The 19,160-nt window shown below is 63.8% G+C and carries 19 protein-coding genes and 1 riboswitch; of the genes, 9 read left to right on the top strand and 10 right to left on the bottom strand.

The window, feature by feature from the left end; genetic code table 11:
- Positions 1-6: 6 nt before the first annotated feature.
- The 3 genes from groL to FJ443_RS19020 all read right to left on the bottom strand — a co-directional run bounded on the left by groL (position 7) and on the right by FJ443_RS19020 (position 3,050).
- Positions 7-1,662, bottom strand: coding sequence for a chaperonin GroEL (groL, locus tag FJ443_RS19010; protein ID WP_140494274.1), 1,656 nt, complete (start codon positions 1,660-1,662; stop codon positions 7-9).
- A gap of 69 nt (positions 1,663-1,731) precedes the next feature.
- The gene (gene groES / locus FJ443_RS19015) at positions 1,732-2,028 is read right to left on the bottom strand and encodes a co-chaperone GroES (RefSeq protein ID WP_006203049.1); all 297 of its coding nucleotides are present in this window, start codon (positions 2,026-2,028) and stop codon (positions 1,732-1,734) included.
- A 395-nt stretch (positions 2,029-2,423) separates the two neighbouring features.
- The gene (locus FJ443_RS19020; protein ID WP_246681224.1) at positions 2,424-3,050 is read right to left on the bottom strand and encodes a TetR/AcrR family transcriptional regulator; all 627 of its coding nucleotides are present in this window, start codon (positions 3,048-3,050) and stop codon (positions 2,424-2,426) included.
- Between the two features lie 126 nt (positions 3,051-3,176).
- Between FJ443_RS19020 and FJ443_RS19025 the strand changes: the two genes are divergently transcribed.
- Genes FJ443_RS19025 through FJ443_RS19035 form a run of 3 tightly spaced genes read left to right on the top strand, consistent with a single transcriptional unit; the run spans position 3,177 to position 6,799 of the window.
- Positions 3,177-4,358 carry an MFS transporter gene (locus FJ443_RS19025; protein WP_140557121.1) on the top strand — a complete coding sequence of 394 codons (1,182 nt, stop codon included), beginning with the start codon at positions 3,177-3,179 and terminating at the stop codon, positions 4,356-4,358.
- A gap of 12 nt (positions 4,359-4,370) precedes the next feature.
- Positions 4,371-5,663, top strand: coding sequence for a D-arabinono-1,4-lactone oxidase (locus FJ443_RS19030; protein WP_140665361.1), 1,293 nt, complete (start codon positions 4,371-4,373; stop codon positions 5,661-5,663).
- The gene (locus FJ443_RS19035) at positions 5,660-6,799 is read left to right on the top strand and encodes an alanine racemase (RefSeq protein WP_140665364.1); all 1,140 of its coding nucleotides are present in this window, start codon (positions 5,660-5,662) and stop codon (positions 6,797-6,799) included. Before FJ443_RS19030 ends, FJ443_RS19035 begins: the two co-directional genes overlap by 4 nt.
- Before the next feature lie 139 nt (positions 6,800-6,938).
- On the opposite strand, the gene FJ443_RS19040 is transcribed toward FJ443_RS19035, so the two are convergent.
- From FJ443_RS19040 to FJ443_RS19070, 7 genes are all read right to left on the bottom strand, one after another.
- Positions 6,939-7,394: a DUF2442 domain-containing protein gene (locus FJ443_RS19040; protein ID WP_181175112.1), complete on the bottom strand. Its 456-nt coding sequence runs from the start codon at positions 7,392-7,394 to the stop codon at positions 6,939-6,941.
- On the bottom strand, positions 7,387-7,614 hold the full coding sequence (locus tag FJ443_RS19045; RefSeq protein ID WP_140515532.1) for a DUF4160 domain-containing protein: 228 nt from the start codon (positions 7,612-7,614) through the stop codon (positions 7,387-7,389). Before FJ443_RS19045 ends, FJ443_RS19040 begins: the two co-directional genes overlap by 8 nt.
- 219 nt (positions 7,615-7,833) lie before the next feature.
- Positions 7,834-8,877: an ABC transporter permease gene (locus tag FJ443_RS19050; protein WP_140557115.1), complete on the bottom strand. Its 1,044-nt coding sequence runs from the start codon at positions 8,875-8,877 to the stop codon at positions 7,834-7,836.
- Positions 8,874-9,671, bottom strand: coding sequence for an ATP-binding cassette domain-containing protein (locus FJ443_RS19055; protein ID WP_140560600.1), 798 nt, complete (start codon positions 9,669-9,671; stop codon positions 8,874-8,876). Before FJ443_RS19055 ends, FJ443_RS19050 begins: the two co-directional genes overlap by 4 nt.
- Positions 9,672-9,756: 85 nt before the next feature.
- A complete protein-coding gene (locus tag FJ443_RS19060; RefSeq protein ID WP_140565111.1) occupies positions 9,757-10,764 on the bottom strand; it encodes a substrate-binding domain-containing protein in 1,008 nt (335 codons plus the stop codon).
- Between the two features lie 85 nt (positions 10,765-10,849).
- The gene (locus FJ443_RS19065; protein ID WP_181175113.1) at positions 10,850-11,755 is read right to left on the bottom strand and encodes a sugar phosphate isomerase/epimerase; all 906 of its coding nucleotides are present in this window, start codon (positions 11,753-11,755) and stop codon (positions 10,850-10,852) included.
- Positions 11,756-11,757: 2 nt separating this feature from the next.
- Positions 11,758-12,789: a Gfo/Idh/MocA family oxidoreductase gene (locus tag FJ443_RS19070; protein ID WP_140631406.1), complete on the bottom strand. Its 1,032-nt coding sequence runs from the start codon at positions 12,787-12,789 to the stop codon at positions 11,758-11,760.
- 181 nt (positions 12,790-12,970) lie between these two features.
- On the opposite strand from FJ443_RS19070, the gene FJ443_RS19075 reads away from it, so the two are divergent.
- From FJ443_RS19075 to FJ443_RS19100, 6 genes are all read left to right on the top strand, one after another.
- Positions 12,971-13,996 carry a LacI family DNA-binding transcriptional regulator gene (locus FJ443_RS19075; protein WP_140494255.1) on the top strand — a complete coding sequence of 342 codons (1,026 nt, stop codon included), beginning with the start codon at positions 12,971-12,973 and terminating at the stop codon, positions 13,994-13,996.
- A gap of 62 nt (positions 13,997-14,058) precedes the next feature.
- Positions 14,059-14,268: riboswitch (cobalamin riboswitch) on the top strand.
- Between the two features lie 256 nt (positions 14,269-14,524).
- Positions 14,525-15,313, top strand: coding sequence for an ABC transporter ATP-binding protein (locus tag FJ443_RS19080; RefSeq protein WP_140560513.1), 789 nt, complete (start codon positions 14,525-14,527; stop codon positions 15,311-15,313).
- A gap of 39 nt (positions 15,314-15,352) precedes the next feature.
- Positions 15,353-16,300, top strand: a complete 948-nt coding sequence (locus FJ443_RS19085) for an ABC transporter substrate-binding protein (RefSeq protein WP_140521643.1) — start codon at positions 15,353-15,355, stop codon at positions 16,298-16,300.
- 8 nt (positions 16,301-16,308) lie between these two features.
- Entirely contained in the window at positions 16,309-17,328 is a 1,020-nt protein-coding gene (locus FJ443_RS19090) for an iron ABC transporter permease (RefSeq protein ID WP_181165125.1), read from the top strand.
- A 128-nt stretch (positions 17,329-17,456) separates the two neighbouring features.
- Entirely contained in the window at positions 17,457-17,936 is a 480-nt protein-coding gene (locus FJ443_RS19095; RefSeq protein WP_140495025.1) for a MarR family winged helix-turn-helix transcriptional regulator, read from the top strand.
- Positions 17,933-19,111: an HlyD family secretion protein gene (locus FJ443_RS19100; protein WP_140494249.1), complete on the top strand. Its 1,179-nt coding sequence runs from the start codon at positions 17,933-17,935 to the stop codon at positions 19,109-19,111. Before FJ443_RS19095 ends, FJ443_RS19100 begins: the two co-directional genes overlap by 4 nt.
- The last annotated feature ends 49 nt before the right edge of the window (positions 19,112-19,160 follow it).

Consider the following 19,160-nt stretch of genomic DNA (forward strand, 5'->3'; position numbering starts at 1 on the left):
GCTGGATTAGAAGTCCATGCCGCCCATACCGCCCATGCCGCCGCCGCCCATGCCGCCAGGCATGCCGCCGCCAGCCGACTCCTTCTTCGGAGCCTCCGCGATCATGGCTTCGGTGGTGACCAGCAGGCCGGCGACCGAGGCCGCGTCCTGGAGAGCCGTACGCACGACCTTGACCGGATCGACGATACCCATGGCGATCATGTCGCCATATTCGCCGGTCTGGGCGTTGTAGCCGAAGGTCGCGCCCTTGTTCTCGAGGATCTTGCCAGCAACGATCGATGCTTCCGCACCGGCGTTGGCAGCGATCTGACGGGCCGGGGCCTGCAGTGCGCGGCGAACGATGTTGATGCCGGCGGCCTGGTCGGAGTTGACGCCGGTGGCCTTGAGGTTGCCCGAAGCGCGCAGCAGGGCCACGCCACCGCCGGCAACGATGCCTTCTTCTACGGCCGCGCGGGTCGCGTTGAGGGCGTCATCGACGCGGTCCTTCTTTTCCTTCACTTCCACTTCGGTCGCACCGCCGACGCGGATAACGGCAACACCGCCGGCGAGCTTGGCCAGACGCTCCTGCAGCTTCTCCTTGTCGTAGTCCGAGGTGGTCTCCTCGATCTGCTGCTTGATCTGGGCAACGCGGCCCTGGATCTCGGCCTTCTTGCCGGCGCCGTCGACGATGGTGGTGTTCTCCTTCGAGATCGACACCTTCTTGGCGCGGCCGAGCATGTTGAGGCCGACATTCTCGAGCTTGATGCCGAGGTCTTCGGAGATGACCTGGCCACCGGTGAGGATGGCGATGTCTTCCAGCATGGCCTTGCGGCGATCACCGAAGCCCGGAGCCTTGACGGCAGCGATCTTCAGGCCACCGCGCAGCTTGTTGACGACCAGCGTGGCCAAGGCCTCGCCTTCGACGTCTTCCGAGATGATGAGCAGCGGCTTGGAGGTCTGCACGACCGCTTCCAGGACCGGCAGCATGGCCTGCAGATTGGAGAGCTTCTTCTCGTGGAGCAGGATGTAGGCGTCCTCGAGATCGGCAACCATCTTATCGGGGTTGGTGACGAAGTAGGGCGAGAGATAGCCGCGGTCGAACTGCATGCCTTCGACGACTTCCAGCTCGGTCTCGGCGGTCTTGGCTTCCTCGACGGTGATGACGCCTTCGTTGCCGACCTTCTGCATCGCTTCCGCGATCATCTTGCCGACCGACTCGTCGCCATTGGCCGAGATGGTGCCGACCTGGGCGACTTCCTCGGAGGTCTTGATCTTCTTGGCGGCCTTGCCGAGAGCTGCGACCACTTCGGTCACGGCCAGGTCGATGCCGCGCTTCAGGTCCATCGGGTTCATGCCGGCGGCAACCGCCTTGTGGCCTTCCTGGACGATCGACTGCGCCAGAACGGTCGCGGTCGTGGTGCCGTCGCCGGCGATGTCGTTGGTCTTCGAAGCGACTTCGCGGACCATCTGCGCGCCCATGTTCTCGAACTTGTCCTCAAGTTCGATTTCCTTGGCGACGGTGACGCCGTCCTTGGTGATGCGCGGTGCGCCGAACGACTTGTCGATGACGACGTTGCGGCCCTTGGGGCCGAGCGTGACCTTCACCGCGTCGGCGAGGATGTTGACGCCGCGCAGCATGCGCTCACGGGCGTCGCGGGAGAATTTTACGTCTTTGGCAGCCATGTTCAACTCCTGGCAGGGGCTCGGATCGAGCCCGAAGATTTAAGATTCAGTTGATGGGAAGGCCGATATTCAGCCGATGATGCCCATAATGTCGGATTCCTTCATGATCAGAAGGTCTTCGCCATTGAGCTTGACTTCGGTGCCCGACCACTTGCCGAACAGGATGCGGTCGCCAGCCTTGACGTCCAGGGGCACGAGCTTGCCAGCTTCGTCGCGGGCGCCGGAGCCGACGGCGATGATCTCGCCTTCCTGCGGCTTTTCCTTCGCCGTGTCGGGGATGATGATCCCGCCGGCGGTCTTGGATTCGGATTCGACCCGGCGTACGACCACGCGGTCATGAAGCGGGCGGAACTTCGACTTTGCCATGTTTTCTTCCTCGATGAGAACGGTGAGAAACAGTTCCTCCGTCCGGCGAAGCCGGACAATCTACAAAGCCCGGCGGTACCGGACCTGTGGTTAGCACTCACCCAGGGCGAGTGCTAACGTGGCGGTGAAATAGGCTGCTGGCTGGCGAGAGTCAAGGCGCGCGCGAGCGGGCAGCGGCGCGAAATTTTGTTTTCCGCGAAAGCCCGCTCGCAGAACGTGCCAGTTGCCGCTGGCCTTTCATGCGAAATGCGCCGGTTCCTCCCGCAATCGACGGCGAAACAAGGCGCGGAGGGGTGCTCCGCCGCTACCGGTCAGAGATCCTGCCGCCCGACACTTCGATACGCAAGAGGTGTTGATGTCACGGGAGAGAGGGGCGCGAAAGCCGCCGCCGAAAACTATAGAAACAGTCTCAGCTGCGTGTGGATGATGGACCTGTAGTCGTCGATCGTGCGCCGGCCTTCCTTCTCGTCCTGCGTCAGCGCTAGCCGCACGACGCCGCCGGCAAGCTGGAAGATCAGGAACACCACGCGCGCGAAGTCTTCGCGCTGGTCGGGCCGCAGCATCGGAGCGACGTGGTCGCAGAACATCTTGGCCTGGTGCCTTGTCTCAGCAATGTCGAGGTTCTGCAGCGCCTTGTCAGCCTGTATCGCGTTCTGCAGATCCTGGATGGCCGGGTCGTCGGCCACGCGCCGGTAATAGTCCTCGATCATGCGGTCCGCGGCAGCCGTCACGTCCTCAAGCCCACTTATTTCGGCGATGATCTCGCCGAAGCGTGCGCGGCTTTCCTCCGAGAAGCGCTCATAGAGCATCGCCAGGATCGCCGATTTGTTGGGGAAATAATGGTAGACGGTGGCGATCGGTCCGCCCGCCAGTGCGCCCACTTCCTTCATCGTCACCGCGTCGATGCCTTTTTCGCCGATCAGCCGCATGGTCGTCGAAAGGATCGCGTCGATGCGTTCGCGGCTCCGCTCCTGCTTGGGCCTGCGCCTCGGCGCCGTCGCCATCCGGCTTGCTTCTGCCATGCGCCCAATCTCTCGCGAGAGCTTCAAAATTCCCGGTTGACAAGAAACATGATCAAGTATCAGTTTCGTAATGCTGACAAGTTGTCAGCTTTTTTATCGCACTGCAAGGACGTTGGGAGGCGCCTCGTGACTGCGACGCAAGCCGTACAAGCGGAAAATGGCGATTGGCTGGTCGGCAACCCGACCGGCGTCGAGCTCGGCTCCGCATTATGGATCGGCTCGGTCGGGCTGCTGATCCTCGGGCTTCAGCCCGTGCTGCTTGGCGCGCTCTACACCGAGGGCCATGTCAGCGGCGATGAACTGGCGCTGGTCGCCACGGCGGAGATGATCGCAATCGCCATCGGTTCAGCCGTGGTGGCGATGCTGCTTTCCGCGCGCAACATGCGCTGGAAAAGCGCCGTCCTTTTGATCCTGCTGGCCCTGGCGAATGTATGGACCGCCCATGCCGCAAGCGCCAATGCGCTGATCGCCGCCCGCGCCATCGCCGGGCTGGCTGAGGGCGGCCTGGTCGCGATCGCCACTGAACTGATCGCTCGTTCGCGCCGGGCGGAGCGCATCGGCGGCTATTTCGTGACGCTGCAGACCCTGGCGCAATGTGCGCTCGCTCTGCTTTTGGCACTCTATGTCATTCCCGAGGCGGGGTCGTCCGGCGGCTTCATCGTGCTTGCCGTCGTCTGCGTCGTCTCGCTGGCGGCCGCTTTCACCGTACCCGGTGACTACGCCGACCTGCCGAAAGGGGAGAACCTGGCCAATGTGCTGACGGTTCCGTCGATCACCGCGCTATTGTCGGTCTTCTGCTACTTCATGTTCTTCGGCGCGATCTGGGCCTTCCTGGAACCGCTCGGTGCGCAATATGGGATTGATAGCTGGACCGTCGGTCTGATCGTCTCGGCCAGCCTGGCGACGCAGGTCCTGGGCGCGATGACGGCGACCGTGTTCGAGGCGCGCATCGATTACCGCATTGCCATTACGGCCATCGGTGCCGTCGCGCTGGTCTCCTCCCTTGTTCTTGCCAGCGCACCTGGCCTGACGACATTCTGGATCGCCGCCTTGGTCATGGGCTTCATCTTGTTGTTCATCGTACCCTATCAGATCCGGCTGGCGATCACGGCCGACGAGACGCGTACCGCCGTGCTGCTGGTGCCGGCCGCACAGCTCTTCGGCTTGGCGATCGGGCCGGTGGCGGCGTCGCTGCTCATCAATGGCAAGGATTTCCGGCCCGTGCCGGAATTCGCCGCGGCAAGCGCGTTTGCCAGCGTGGCCCTGCTTGGCCTGTTCGTGGCCACTATGCGCCGTCGGCGCGTCTGACGGGACGGCTGGATGTCGACGATCACCGCGCGGAACTGGAGCAACTGGTCGGGCTTCGTGCGCGCCGAGCCGAAGCTGATCGCCACTCCAACCGACGCCGGCGAGCTTGCCGATCTGGTGCGCACGGCACCTGGGCCGCTGCGGGTGGCGGGTGCTGGCCACTCCTTCACGGCGCTGGTGGCATCGCAAAGCTCGATCGTTTCCCTGGAGAAGATCGAGGGGCTGGTCTCGCACGACATACAAAGCCATCGCGCGCGGGTGCGGGCAGGGACCCGGCTCGGCCCGCTAATGCACATGCTGCACGGCATCGGCCAGGGCCTGCCAAATATGGGCGACATCGACCGCCAGGCGATCGGCGGCGCGCTGGGCACCGCCACCCATGGTTCCGGGCTGACGCTGGGCGCTTATCACACCCAGTTGGAGACGGTGCAGATCGTGGACGGGCGGGGCGAGTTGCGCGAATTCGATCGGACCCGCGACCAGGATATGATCCATGCGATGGGGGTCGCTCTCGGCGCCTTCGGCATCTTGAGCGAAGTCACGCTGAACAACATCGCGACCTACCGGCTGCGCCGCCGCAAGTGGGTGCTGCCGATCGCCGACATGCTGCGCGATTTCGAGACGATGATGGCCGCGCACCGGTCGGCCGAATTCTACTACATCCCGTTTTCCGGCTACGCGCAGTTTATCGCCAGCGACCTCAGCGACGCGAACCCGACCACCAGGCCTACCGAGCACGACGAGGCCGGCCTGGCGACGCTACGCAAGCTGAGCAGGGCGCTGCGCCGGCTGCCATGGCTGCGCCGCTCCTTGATCCGCGGCGCCGTGAAAAAGGTGCCGGCCGAGGATTATGTGCAGGACTGGCTCAATGTCTATGCCAGCGACCGCCAGACCAAGTTCAACGAGATGGAGTATCATCTGCCTTTCGAGGAGGGGCCGAAGGTGATCACGCAGATCATCGAGCTGACCGAGAAGCACTTTCCAGAAGTCTATTTTCCGATGGAGGTGCGCTCGGTGGCACCCGACATGTTCTGGCTTTCGCCCTTCTACAAGCGTCTGACCTGCTCGATCGCCATTCACCACGATGCCGCCAACGACCCTGAGCCCTTCATGCGGGCGGCCGAGCCGATCTTCCGCAGGCATGGCGGCCGGCCGCATTGGGGCAAGATGCACAGCCTGAAGGCGGCGGATCTCAAAAAGCTCTATCCGCGCTGGGATGATGCGATGGCCGTTCGGCGAGACATCGATCCCGAGAACCGTTTCGTCTCGCCCTACATGGCCGGCCTATTCGGCATCGGCCAATGAGCGGCTATTTCACCACGCTGTCGGATGCGTTGAGGGCGGCCGGCGTCTTTCAGCCTTGTCTGGTGCTCGACCGCGACCGGCTGGACCGCAACATCGACCTGGTGAAGCAGAGACTGGCGCCCGGCCTTGCCGTGCGGCTGGTCGACAAGTCGCTTGCTTGCCTGCCGCTGCTTTCGCACATCGCCGGGGCGCTCGGCACCCATCGATTCATGACGTTTCATCCGCCGATCACAAGGGCCGTGCTCGACGCTTTTCCCGATGCCGACATGCTCTACGGCAAGCCGATGCCAGTCGGCGTGGCAAAGCAGGCGATTTCAAGCGGTACCGCCGACTGGTCGCGCGTCTGCTGGCTGATCGACAGCGAAGAGAGACTGGCTGAATACGGCGCTCTGGCCGCCGAACTGGACATCGGGTTGCGCATCGCTTTCGAGATCGATGTCGGGCTGCATCGGGGCGGGTTCGCGGAACCGCGCGCGCTGTCGAAGGCATTGAACGCGCTGCCCGCCCGGTTGCGCTGCGAAGGCGTCATGGCCTACGAGGCGCACGCGCCGCACATTCCCGGTCTGTTCGGCGGTCCCCAAAAGGCGCTGGCAGAGGCGTCGCAGCGGGCCGCGGCATTCATCGCGGCTCTCGGCGAGGACCAGCACCGAACGCTGAACATCGGCGGCTCGAAGACCGCACTGCTTCACCATGGCGGCATGGCCAACGAAGTGTCGATCGGGTCGGCCTTCGTGCTGCCCGGGGATTTCGACACGCCCGGCCTCGGCGGCTTCCAGCCCGCGGCCTTCATCGCCACGCCGATCCTCAAGGTGGTCGAGCCGATGCTTCCAGGCCCGCCGGCGGTCACCCGCCTGCTGCAGACGGTCGGCCGGTTTCCGCGCAAGGGTTGCTATCTCTATGGCGGCAAATGGATGGCCGAACCGGTGTTTCCCGAAGGCATGGAGACCAATGGCCTGCTTGGCCTTTCCTCGAACCAGCAATTCATGGGCTTGCCCGGCGATGCCGCCACCAGGTCAGGCGACTACGCCTTCCTGCGCCCGACGCAAAGCGAGGCGGTGCTGCAGCAGTTCGGATCGATCGCGGTTTTTTCGGGCGGCAGCCTCGTGGACCGCTGGCCCGCGCTGCCGATGGGGTAGACATGGTGCCTCGTTACGATGAGGCCAAACCAGACGCTTCGATGTAACAGACCGACCGTCAACCCAAAGCCACGATGCGCTGGCGGCCAGCAGCCGCATGCTTGGAACAGTCAGCGAGCCTATCCGCCTCCAGACGGGGTCATCGTTGACCGGCCTTCTCGGCGAGATATCGAGTAGCCAACGCGATTGAATTGGGGATCGGTGTCGATCCTCTATAGTTGGCAATTTGGCGCCTGGAGATTTCCAACTGGAGCGCCATCCCCTCAAGCGAGAATTTCAGCAGATCGTCCATGATATGGCGGAATTCCCGGTTCTCCATACCAATTGAGGGCAGGGTATCGATCCATTCGGCTGACAACTCGATTCCCCCGTCCCACTCGATTGCATTGCCGTCTTCGTTAACCCGCATGGTTCCAAACAGCTCGTCATTGTCGCGAAGCGGAATGAAGTGTCGATGGCTATTCAATACTGGATTCAGGTCAACCGTATTGGAGCGGCCGTCTCGCCAGGTGATGCGCACGCGGCGGCCATCAATCATGGTGACCGAGGCGATCCTGGGGAGCGGATTGCCGACTGTTACGATGTCGTCAACCATTGAGGCGGGTCCATTCATTGCGCAACTCCTCTTCATGCGAGTTAGCCCAAGCGATTACGGCATCGAGGTCTTTGCGATGCATTTGGCCACGCAACACGTTCCATGAGCCAATCCTGATCAGGACTTCATACTCACCCTTCAACGCGTGAAAGTGAGGCGGGTTATGGTCATCCGCAAAGACCTGAATCTTGATGCCGTCGAGAACCTTCAAAGTGGGCATGTGGCTGTTCCATCGCGCCAAATTTAATGCAGAGGGTGCACTAAATCAAGCGAAAGTGCACTGGGTGCACCCAAAGCGTCGCATTTCATCAGTTTGATCGATATTGCGCGTGACGTAAATCGACGACCCCGGCCCTGCGTTCTCGTCCGCGCGGCCGCCGTTGTCGCTACCGGATTGAGCTCGGACGGTCGCGCCGAACGGCCGGCCTTGGGTAGCGTTTCAGCGGTAGCGCGCCTGGTTCCAGCGGTGGCCAAGCAGCGACAGGATGATGATCAGCCCGTTGAAGAACTGCACATAGAAGCCGCTGAGGCCGGCAGCGACGACGCCGGTCTGGATGAACGCCACCGTCAGCGCGCCGATAGCGCCGCCAAGCACGGTACCGATGCCGCCCCAGGTCGGCGTGCCGCCGACGAACACCGAAGCCAGCACCGGCAACAGATAGCCGTCGCCGGCGGTTGGCCACCAGGTGAAGTTGATCATCGTCGAGAAGGTGCCGCCGATCGCGGCCCCGATACCGACGAAGACGAACACCTTGACCTTCACCCGCTTGACGTCGATGCCCATCTGCTGGGCGCTGTCGGGATTGTCGCCGACCACCTTCACCTGCGCGCCGAAGCGGTGGCGGTTGTAGAGCAGCGCGGCGAACACGACGAAGGCGAGCGCCCACAGGATCTGTACCGGAATCCCGTAAACCTGGCTGGAGAAGATCGTATAGGTCCAGCTTTGCCCGAGCGTCGGCAGCGCGGTCGACTTGCCTTCGTTGATGATCTGGATCAGCCCGCGCAGCAGGAAGTTCATGCCGAGCGTGGCGATCAGCGACGACAGGCTGCCATAGACGACCAGCACGCCGACCAGGAAGCCGAGCAGCATGCCGGTGGCGAGTGCTGCGACGATGCCGAGGAAGGGATCGTAGCCGGCCTGAACGACCAGCGCGAAAACCCAGGAGGCAAAACCCATCGTCGCCGGAAACGACAGGTCGATTTCGCCGGCGGTAACGACAAAGACCAGCGGCACGACCACGAACAGCGCCACCGGCAGCGTGGTCAGCACCGAGCTGTAGAGGAACCAGGTGGTGAACACCGTCGGATTGGCGATGGTGAAGGCGACCATCATCACCACGAAAACGCCGAGCGTGCCCAGCGCCGCGCGATTGTCGAGAACGAAGCCGCGCAGCAAATGATCCGACGGGTGCTTCCACGCCGCTTCGCCCATTTCGGTATGGGGCGAGGGAGCCTGGCGATTGGGCTCGGCGATGTTGCTCATGGCCTTGTGTCCTCCGCGCGCTGGGCTTCGCCCAAGCCGGGCAGTCCGCCGGGATGCGCGAGGTCTTCCATGAAATTGACGAGCGTGTCGGCCGACTTGATGTCGCGCTTGTCGGCCTGCAGCGCCACAGTGCCACGATCGAGCACGACGAAACGGTCGGCGATGTCGAAGACATGGTGGATGTTGTGGCCGATGAACAGGATCGAGCGCCCGCTCGCCCGCACCTGGCGCACGAAGTGGAAGACCTTGGCGGTTTCGGTCAGCGACAGAGCCGTTGTCGGCTCGTCGAGGATGATCAGGTCGGCCTGCTTGTAGATGGCGCGCGCGATCGCCACGCCCTGGCGCTCGCCGCCGGAAAGCTGGCCGACGACGGACTGCGGCGTGAACACTTTCGAAGTGAAGCCGATCTCGCGCATAAGCCGGCTCGCCTCCCTGATTTCGGTGCCGACCTTCAGCCAGCCGAGGAAGCCGGTGAGTTCGCGTCCCATGAAGATATTGCGCACGATGGTCTGCTGCACGGCCAGCGCCCGGTCCTGGAACACGGTCTCGATGCCGGCGTCGCGCGAGCGCGCCGCGTTCCAGCCGGTGACCGGCTTGCCGCGAACGAGGATCTCGCCGTTGGTCGGCTTGACCGCGCCGGCGAGGATCTTGATCAGCGTCGACTTGCCGGCGCCATTGTCGCCGATCAGTCCGACCACCTCGCCGCGGTCGACGCTGAGATTGACCCCGCCAAGCGCGTAAACCTGGCCGTAGGATTTCGTGATGTCGCGCAGTTCGATGATGCGTTCGGCCATCGGGTCCTCGCTTGCTTGTCGCATGCCGGGCCTCGCCGGCGGTCCCGCCGGCCGGGCCTGAGCCCCCGGCCGGCGGCTTGGGAGGTCAGCGCAGTGCCTGCTTGGCCAGTTCGGCGACGATCTTGTAATTCTCAGGCGTGACGAAGCCGGCGCCGGTATCGACATTCATCGGTGCCAGCCCCAGCACCACTTGCTGGCAGAGGCTGAGGATCGGCAGATAGCCCTGCATGAACGGCTGCTGATCGGCGGTCAGCTGCACCCAGCCGCCCTTGAAGGCCTCGACGATCTGCGGGCTGGTGTCGAAGCCGAAATTGAAGATGTCGCCCGGCTTCCGGCCCGCCGCCGTCATATAGGTCTGGACGTTGCCGAGCATCTGTCCGCCGGGGTAGCCGACGGCCTTTACGCCGGGGTTGTTGAGCAAGGCGGCGGTGATCACCGGGATCGCCAGATTCGGATCGGCCGCCCATTCGGTTGCGGAATTGATTTGAACGACATCGATGCCGGCCTCTTTCAAGGCGGAGACGGTTCCTCGCTCGCGGGCGCCGCGGCTCTCATTCTCGAACGGGCCGATCATGATTGCCTTGTCACCGGCCTTGAGCTTGGCCAGCTTGAAGGCTTCCGCGCCGAGCGCGCGGCCCTGCTGTTCCTGCTGCGCGCCGACATAGCCGCCGCCGAAGGCCGTCACCACCGTCGGCACCGGCACGTTCTGGTACATCATCTTGATGCCGTCCTTATGCGCTTGTTCGGCCAGCGGCATGATGGCGGCGTCGCCGGGGTGGCCCATCATGGCAATACCGTTGGGCTTGACGGCGACCGCCTCGCGCAGCTGCTGGACCATTTTTTCGATGTCCCAGCCTGAGAAGATGTAATCCACTTTCGGTCCGAGATCGGCCGCAGCCTGCTTGGCGCCATTGTAGACAATGGTGCCGAAAGCGTCGCCCTCGGCGCCGCCGACGAAGAAGCGGATGTGGACGTCCTTGCACCATTGCGCGTCGAGCGCCTGTGCCGGCAAGGTGGAGATGGCGGCGGCGAGCGCCGTGGCGGTCGCCACCACGGTCGTGCGCAGAAGTGTCGTTCTCTTGGCGATGCTCATGCACGTTCCTCCCTTTTGTCCTCGCGAGCGAGGGTTTCGACATCTGCTTCGGCAATCCCGTCCGGCTCCTCCCGCCGGCCAATCCTCACGTCGGGTTCGGCAGGTAGCTCAGGCCTCCCCTGCATTGCTGGAGGTATTCCAGCGCGCGGACCTGGCCTGTCATTTCAAGATCGTCGCGATAGACCGGGTCGTGCCAACCTTCGATGTCGATGGCGCCCTTGTATCCGGCCAGCCGCAATTCGCTGATCACCCGCGTCCAGTCGCTGTCGCCGAAGCCGGGCGTGCGCATCTGCACGAAGGGCAGGCGGCCGAAGACGCCGTGCTCGCGTATGACATCCCAGCGCACCGTCGCGTCCTTGCCGTGGACATGGAAGATGCGATGCGCCCATTTGCGGATCTGCGGGATCGGGTCGATCAGATAGACCAACTGATGGCAGGGCTCCCATTCCAGACCCAGATTCTCATCCGGCAATTCGTTGAACATCAGTTCCCAGGCGTCCGGATTATGGGCGATGTTCCAGTCGCCGGCGGCCCAGTTGCCATCCATGGCGCAATTCTCGAAGGCGATGCGCACGCCCTTGTCGGCCGCGCGTTTGGCCAATTCGCCCCAGACTTCGCGGTAGCGCGGCAGGCTGTCGGTCAGCGGCTTGCCGCGGATGCGGCCGGTAAAACCGCTGACCAGATTGGTGCCGAACAGATGCGCGCTGTCGATCGCCGTTTCCCAGGCCTTGAGCACGCGGCGGTCGGTGTCGCCGCTCTCGAGTGGATTGCCGAACACGCCGATCGAGCTGACGCTAACATCGGCATCGCCGATCGCGTCGCGGATCTCGCCGGCGAGCCGCCCCAGGTCCTTGCCGCCCAGCGTCTGCCAGAAGAAGGGCTGGACGCTCTCGAAACCGAGCGGCAGGATCTGCCTGACATAGGCGGCCGGGTCTTCGAGATTGGCCCGCACCATGGTGCCGATCCTGATGTCGAGAAGCGGGTCCGCCATGGTCATCCTTCCTGCCTGGGGATTTCGATCCGGCGCCCGGTCTCGGCGCTTTCGATCGCCGCGAAAACCATGGCCAGGCTCTTGATATTGTCGGCGCCGCGCGTCTCCGGCTCGGTGCCGGTTTCCACGGCGCGGACGAAATCTTCCATGACGCCGAGATGCCCGCCGATGCGGTCGGCAGGGTCGAGCGGCGGCACCGCTACCGGCACGACCTTGTCGAGCAGGCCTTCGCGTTCCGGCAGCACGGCTTCGGCCTTCAACTCGTCATGACCATCCCAGGTCAGGCTGCCGCGTTCGCCGACGATGCGCCAACTGCCTTCCCAACTGGTGCGGAAACCGTCGGCGCACCAACTGCCGCGATAGGTGAACATCTTGCCCTGGCCGAGCTCGAAGGTGGCGCTTGCCGACGATCCCTGCCGGTACCAGGAATTGGCCGGCTCCCATTCCCGGCAATACACTTCGGTCGGCTCGCCATCGACCATGTAGCGGGCGGCGTCGAATGTATGGATCGCCATGTCGAGCAGCAGCACATGGCGCATGCCTTCGCGGAAACCGCCGAAATGCGGCGCAATGAAAAAATCGGCATGGATGCTGGTCGCAGCGCCGATGGCGCCGGAGCCGAGGAAGCGCCGGATGCGCCGGACGTTGGCGACGTAGCGGCGGTTCTGCACCACGGCATGGATGCGCCGGGCGCGCCGCGCATCGTCGATGATGGCGCGCGCATTGTCCGGGCTGTCGGCCAGCGGCTTTTCCGTCAACAGATGACAGCCATGGGCAAAGGCCGAATTCGCCACGGCGCGACGGGCGGCAGGCACGACCACGTCGAACACCGCATCGGGTCTGGTCTGGGAGAGAACGACGTCGAGATCGGTCCCGATCGCGACCCCGGCGAGGTCGTATTCGCGTGCCCGCTGGCGCGCCCTGTCGGCGTCGAGGTCGACGAGACCGACGATCTTGACGGCAGGGGATTGGCTGATGGCCTCGAGCCAGGTTTTGCTCATGGCTCCGCACCCGACCAGGACGACGTGCATCATCCAGCGCTCCTCCGGCCAACCCCTCCTGGCTGGCACCCACGGCAGTCCGTAAATGACTTCCGTAAACGTTTACGATGACACACCCGATGGCATATATTGTCAATCGGATTTGTACCGTCGGCTCTGAAACGCCTTGGCCGCACGACCGGCTGGTGCTAGCCAGAAGCAGGAGGGGGAGGTCTTGGCGTCCAGCATTCACGATCTTGCGCGGCACCTGAACATTTCGATCGGTACAGTCTCGCGCGCGCTTAACGGGCGCGCCGACGTGAACGCCGAGACACGCCAGCGCGTGCTCGAGGCGGCCCGGAAGCTCAATTATTCACCGAACCACTCGGGCAGGAACCTACGCCGCGGCACCACCCATGCCGTGGCTTTCATGCTGCAGCCGCATCCGGGCGACCAGCAGTATGGCGAGCCGTTCTTCATTCCGTTCCTCACCGGACTGCAAGCGACATTGGCCGAGTGCGGGCTGGACCTGATCATCGTCATGGGCGCGCCGGCGGATTATCAACAGGAGCGGCTGCGCCGCGTCGTCGAGACGCGTCGTGCCGATGCCGTCGTACTGGCCTGGACGCGGCGCGAGGACGATCGCATCGACTATCTGAGCAAGGCCGGCTTTCCCTTCGCGACGCTCGGCCGAAGCCGGTCCGGCGACGACAGCTATCCCTCTCTGGATCTGGATTTCGAGAAGGCGGGCGCCGATGCGGTCGACCGGCTGGTTGCGCGTGGCCACCGCCGCATCGCCGCCATCCGGCCGTCGCTTGACCTGAATTTCGGTTATCTGTTTCTGGAGGGTTATTGCAAGGCGCTGCGGCGGCACGGCATCGAAGTCGATCCCGGCCTGATTGTGGACGGTTTTATCAACGAAGCCGGTGGCTACGCGGTGACACCGCAAGTCATGCGGTCGAAGGATCCGCCGACCGCGATTATCTTCAACAACGACTCGATGGCGCTCGGCGGCTGCAAAGCGCTCGCCGAAATGGGGATCAAGCCCGGGCAGGATGTCGCGGTGATCGTCATCGTCGACACGCCGCTCTGCCGTTATTTCTCGCCGGCGCTGACCGGCTTTCGCCCGAGCCTGGATCCGATGGGGCGGCGCCTCGGCGAAATCCTGCTCGCCTCGCTCCCGGCTTTCGCCGGCGCGAAAGGGCCAGAGATCATTCGCGAGGTCTGGCCGCTGGAACTGGTGGCGCGCGATAGCGATTGACCAGACGATTGTATTGTTATAACAGAACATACATCGACCTTGCCTTGACGCTGCCTGCATCCTAGGCTGCGACTCGTGATGGTCCCCGCGCCGCAAGGCGAGGGGTAAAAAGGGAACATGGTGAGGCCCGATTTTCGGGTCGAAGCCATGGCTGCCCCCGCAACTGTAAGCGGCGAGCAAAATCCGAGAAGCCACTGGCCGGCAAGGCTGGGAAGGCAGGATGGCGCAACGACCCGCGAGCCAGGAGACCTGCCATCTGCATGAGTTGACCGGACGGGGTGTGCCGGGAGGAGACGCGGGGTTCGGTCTTGTCGACCGGTTCAAGCCAGCTTCCTTCCGTCGCCATTTTTGAAAGTGACGGAAGTTGGACGGCTCCATCGATCGCATTCACTGCATTCCCATGCATCGCATCATCGTGTGCACGCTTTGCCGCGATATCGCCACCGAGGTGAATTCAGGCCAGCGTCCGGCAGGATTGGCAAGCAAGACGCTGGCCCGTATTCCGGCAGGCCCTGCAAGGAATTGCCCATGACCGCGCCGCTTCTCGAGGCCCGCGACCTGGCCGCGGCGGCGGATGGCCTGCATCTGGTGCATCCGGTCAGCCTTTCGGTGGCGGCGGGCGACCGTCTCGCCATCATCGGTCCCAACGGCGCCGGCAAGACGACATTGCTGCGCATGCTGTCGGGCATGCTGCGGCCGAGTTCGGGCGAAGTGAAGCTCACCGGGCGCCTGCTGGACAGGATTTCGACCGCCGAGCGGGCGCTGCACATCGCCGTCGTCGGCCAGACCGATCAACCGGATCCACGGCTGGCGGTGATCGATTATGTCGAGCTCGGCCGGGTTCCGCATACCGGCCGCAGGCACAGGAGCGAGGAACGCGACATTGTCGTCGAGGCGCTGCGCCGGACCGGGCTGTTGCCGCTGCTTGGCCGCACCATCGGCTCGCTGTCGGGCGGCGAGCGCCAGCGCGCCCAGCTTGCCCGCGCCATCGCACAGGAGCCGAAGATCCTGTTCCTCGACGAGCCGACCAACCATCTCGACCCGCGGGCGCGCAGCGAGTTGCTCGAACTGGTTGCAGGCCTCGGCATGACCGTGATCGCGGTGCTGCACGATCTGGCGCTGGTGACGCCTTTCGCCACCAGGGTCGCGGTGATGAGCCATGGCCGGTTGCATGTGCTGGCGCCGCCACGCGAAGCACTCACTCAGCAGCTGATCCGCGAGATCTTCGGTGTCGACGTCTTTAGGTTGCGCCACCCGATGGAGGACCGCGAGCTGACGGTGTTCGAGGTTCCGAACCGTGCCGCGCCATCTTCGTGAGCGCAGATCCAATTCCCGTGCAACGAAGGAGCAACATCCGTGAAACGCCTTGCCGTATCTCTTGCCTTCTCCCTGCTGGCCTCTACGGCCTTCGCCTTTCCGGTGACGGTCGACAGCTGCGGCAAGTCGCTGACCTTCGACGCGCCTCCAAAGCGCGCTGTCATTCACGATCTCAACATGGCCGAGATGGCCTTCGCCCTGAAGCTGCAGCCGTCGATCGTCGGCCTGACCGGCATCACCGGATGGTACAAGGTCGGCCCCGAATTCAAGGCCGAGCAAGGCTCGATCCCGGAACTGGCGCCCAAATATCCGACGCTGGAAAACCTGGTCGCTGTCGAGCCCGACTTCTTCTTCGCCGGTTGGTACTACGGCATGAAGCCGGGCGGCGAGGTGACGCCCGATACGCTGGCGCAACACGGCATCAAGACCCTGGTGCTGACGGAAAGCTGCGTCCATCTCGACAAGAACCGCCCCGCCGCTTCGATGGACCTGCTCTATGGCGATGTCGAGAAGCTGGGCAAGATCTTCGGCAAGGAGGCCGAAGCGGATAAGCTCGTCTCCGGCTGGAAGGCGCAGCTCGCCGAAATCACGGCCAAGGTCGGCGCCCGCAGGGGAACGCGCGTGTTCCTCTATGATTCCGGCGAGGACAAGCCGTTCACATCAGGCAAGTTCGCCATTCCCAACGCCATGATTTCCGCGGCCGGCGGCGACAACATCATGGCCGACATGGACACCAGCTGGGGCAACACGGATTGGGAGACGGTGGCCTCGCGCAATCCGCAATTCCTCATCCTGCTCGACTATCAGGATGGCGGCGGCTACCGGAAGCTGCTCGATTTCCTGAAAGCGCATCCGGCAATGAAGGAGACGGACGCGGTCAGGAACGAACGCTTCGTGGCGCTTCGCTATGCCGAACTGACACCCGGGCCGGCCAATATCGACGCGATCGGCAAGATTGCCAGGGCGATGCATCCGGAAGCGTTTTAACCGGGAACATGACTTTGCGGCACAAGGCATTCCTATTGGCCATGACGGCGGCGGCGTTGGCAATCGCCGCGTTCGCGCTGCTGTCGATCGCCTATGGCTCGACGATGATTCCGTTGGGCGACGTCGTTGCAGCACTTGGCCATGCGATCGGATTGAAGGGGCATGACGTGTCCGGCCCGGTCGGCAGGATCGTCGTCGACCTCAGATTGCCGCGCATAATCCTGGCCATCTGTGTCGGCGGCGGCCTGGGCGTGGTCGGCGCGCTGTTACAGACGGTGACGCGCAACGATCTTGCCGATCCGTTCCTGTTCGGCCTCTCGTCGGGAGCCGCCGCCGGCGCTGTCTCCGTCATCACCGTCTTCGGCGACAGTTTCGGGATCTGGACGCTACCGATCGCTGCGTTCACCGGCGGTATTCTGGCGGCTTGCGTTGTGCTTTTGCTGGTTGCGCGGGTGAGGGGACAAGGCCCCGAACGGCTGATCCTCGCCGGACTTGCGGTCTCCTTCATGTTCACCGCATTGACCAATTACCTGGTCTTTGCCGGTGACCAGCGCGCCGCCCATTCGGTGCTGTTCTGGACGATGGGCGGGCTCGGCCTTGCGCGGTGGGACAATATCTGGCTGGGTGCGCTTGGGGCCGGCACGATTGCGGCGTACGGGCTGTGGAATCATCGCCGGCTGGACGCTTTCCTGGCCGGCGAAAATGCCGCCGAAAGTCTTGGCGTGCCGGTGGCGCGAATGCGACGGACGACGTTTCTGGTCGCCGCTTTTTCGACCGCGATCCTGGTTTCGGTCGCTGGCGTCATCGGCTTCGTCGGCCTCATGATCCCGCATCTGTCGCGGCCGCTGGCCGGCGCGCTGCATCTGCGCCTGATCGTAAGTTGCGCGCTGTTCGGGGCGGTGCTGTTGCTGGCAAGCGACCTTCTGGCGCGCACATTGCTGCCGCCGCAGGAACTGCCGATCGGCATCATCACCAGCTCGCTCGGCGCCTTCTTCGTTGTCACCATGCTGATCCGCAACCGCTTGTAATGGGTGTCGCGGCGGCCGAGATCATCGGACGCAGCCATGATTGTGCTGCACGGCTGCCATGCACGTTTGCCGGCTTCTGGAACAATGCCGGACTTGAATGATAAGCACGCTTATTATATATGCCACTCATGGTTTCCGAAGGCGTAGACAGATTGGGATTTTTGATCCACGACGTGCAGCGGCTGATGCGAAAGCGCTTCGAAGCGCGCGCCAGCGGCCTTGGCCTGTCCTCGGCGCAATGGCGCCTGATGGTTCGCGTCGCCAAGGAAGCGGGCGTTTCGCAGGCGCGGCTTGCCGAACTGCTTGAAATCGAGCCGATCAGCGTCTCGCGGCTGGTTGACCGGATGGAGGAGGGCGGCTGGATCGAGCGCCGCTCCGACGCCGCCGACCGCCGCGTGCGCATGATCTTCCCAACTCCCAAGGCAAGTGCCGCGTATGCGGAGGTCAAGAGCCTCGCCGGCGAAGTCTATGAGGAGTCGCTGACCGGCGTTTCGCCGGACGATCGCCGCGTCCTGATCAGGGCATTGGATGCGATGGCACAGAATCTCGCGGATGGCGATTCACCGTCCTGCGACAAGGTCAAGAATACGGAAGGCGCAGCAGCATGAACGCGGTAGCCAAGGTCGACGAAAACGCCGCCAAAGTGGAAATGGAAGCGCCGCAGCAGCCGGCCGCGGCCCCTGTTACAATGACACCTCCGGCAGAGCCGGCGCCGGTGCCAAAGAAGAAGCGCCGTCTCGGCCGCTTCTTGTTGATGTTCGCACTGCCGGCGGCGTTGGTCATTGGTGGCGGCTATGTCTGGGTCACTGGAGGGCGCTACCAGGAGACGGAGAACGCCAACCTGCAGCAGGCCAAGGTATCGATCGCCTCGGACACGGCGGGCCGCATCGTTCAGGTCGCCATCTCGGACAATCAGAGGGTGAAGCAAGGCGATCTTCTCTTCGCCATTGACCCCGAGCCTTACCGGATCGCACTTGCGCAGGCCGACGCGGCGGTGGCCGCCGCGCGGCTCAACGTCGAACAGCTGCGCGCCGCCTACAGCCAGGCCATGGCGCAGGAGAAATCCGCCAGCAGCGAAGTTGCCTATGCCCAGTCGCAATACGACCGTGCCGCCGATCTCGCCCAGAAAGGCATCAACGCCAAGTCTTCGCTCGATGAGGCCAGGAACGATCTCGATAAGGCAAAGCAGCAGCTTGCCGTCGCCCAACAGGGCATCGTCAGCGCCAAGGCGGCGCTGGGCGGCAATCCCGATATCGAGACCGACAAACATCCGACCGTGATGTCGGCGCTCGCAGCGCGCGACAAGGCTGCCTACGACCTGGCGCAGACCACGGTGAAGGCGCCTGCCGATGGCGTCGTCTACCAGGCCGCGTCCTTCAAGGTCGGCCAGTATGTCGGCTCCGGCACGCCGCTGTTCTCGCTGGTCGAGACCGGCGATACCTGGATCGACGCCAATTTCAAGGAAACACAGCTGACCAATATGAAGCCGGGCCAGAAGGCAGAAATCGTGGTCGACACCTATCCGGGCAGGACCTTCGAAGCGACCGTCAAGGCTATCGGCGCCGGCACCGGAGCGGACTTCTCGCTGCTGCCCGCCCAGAACGCTACCGGCAACTGGGTCAAGGTCACCCAGCGCATTCCGGTCCGCCTGGAGCTGAGCGATCCCGACGCCAAGATGATGCTGCGCACAGGCATGAGCGCGGCCGTTACCGTCGACACGGGCGTGGCGCGCGGCCTGCCTGGCATTTTCGGCCACGCCACGGCTGGCGAGGTCGCGAAGTAAATCAGCGGAAGCCCGCGGGGATCATGCGGGTGGACGCACTGAGCAGGGG

This window comes from Mesorhizobium sp. B2-6-1 (assembly GCF_006440475.1).
Taxonomy (GTDB): Bacteria; Pseudomonadota; Alphaproteobacteria; order Rhizobiales; family Rhizobiaceae; genus Mesorhizobium.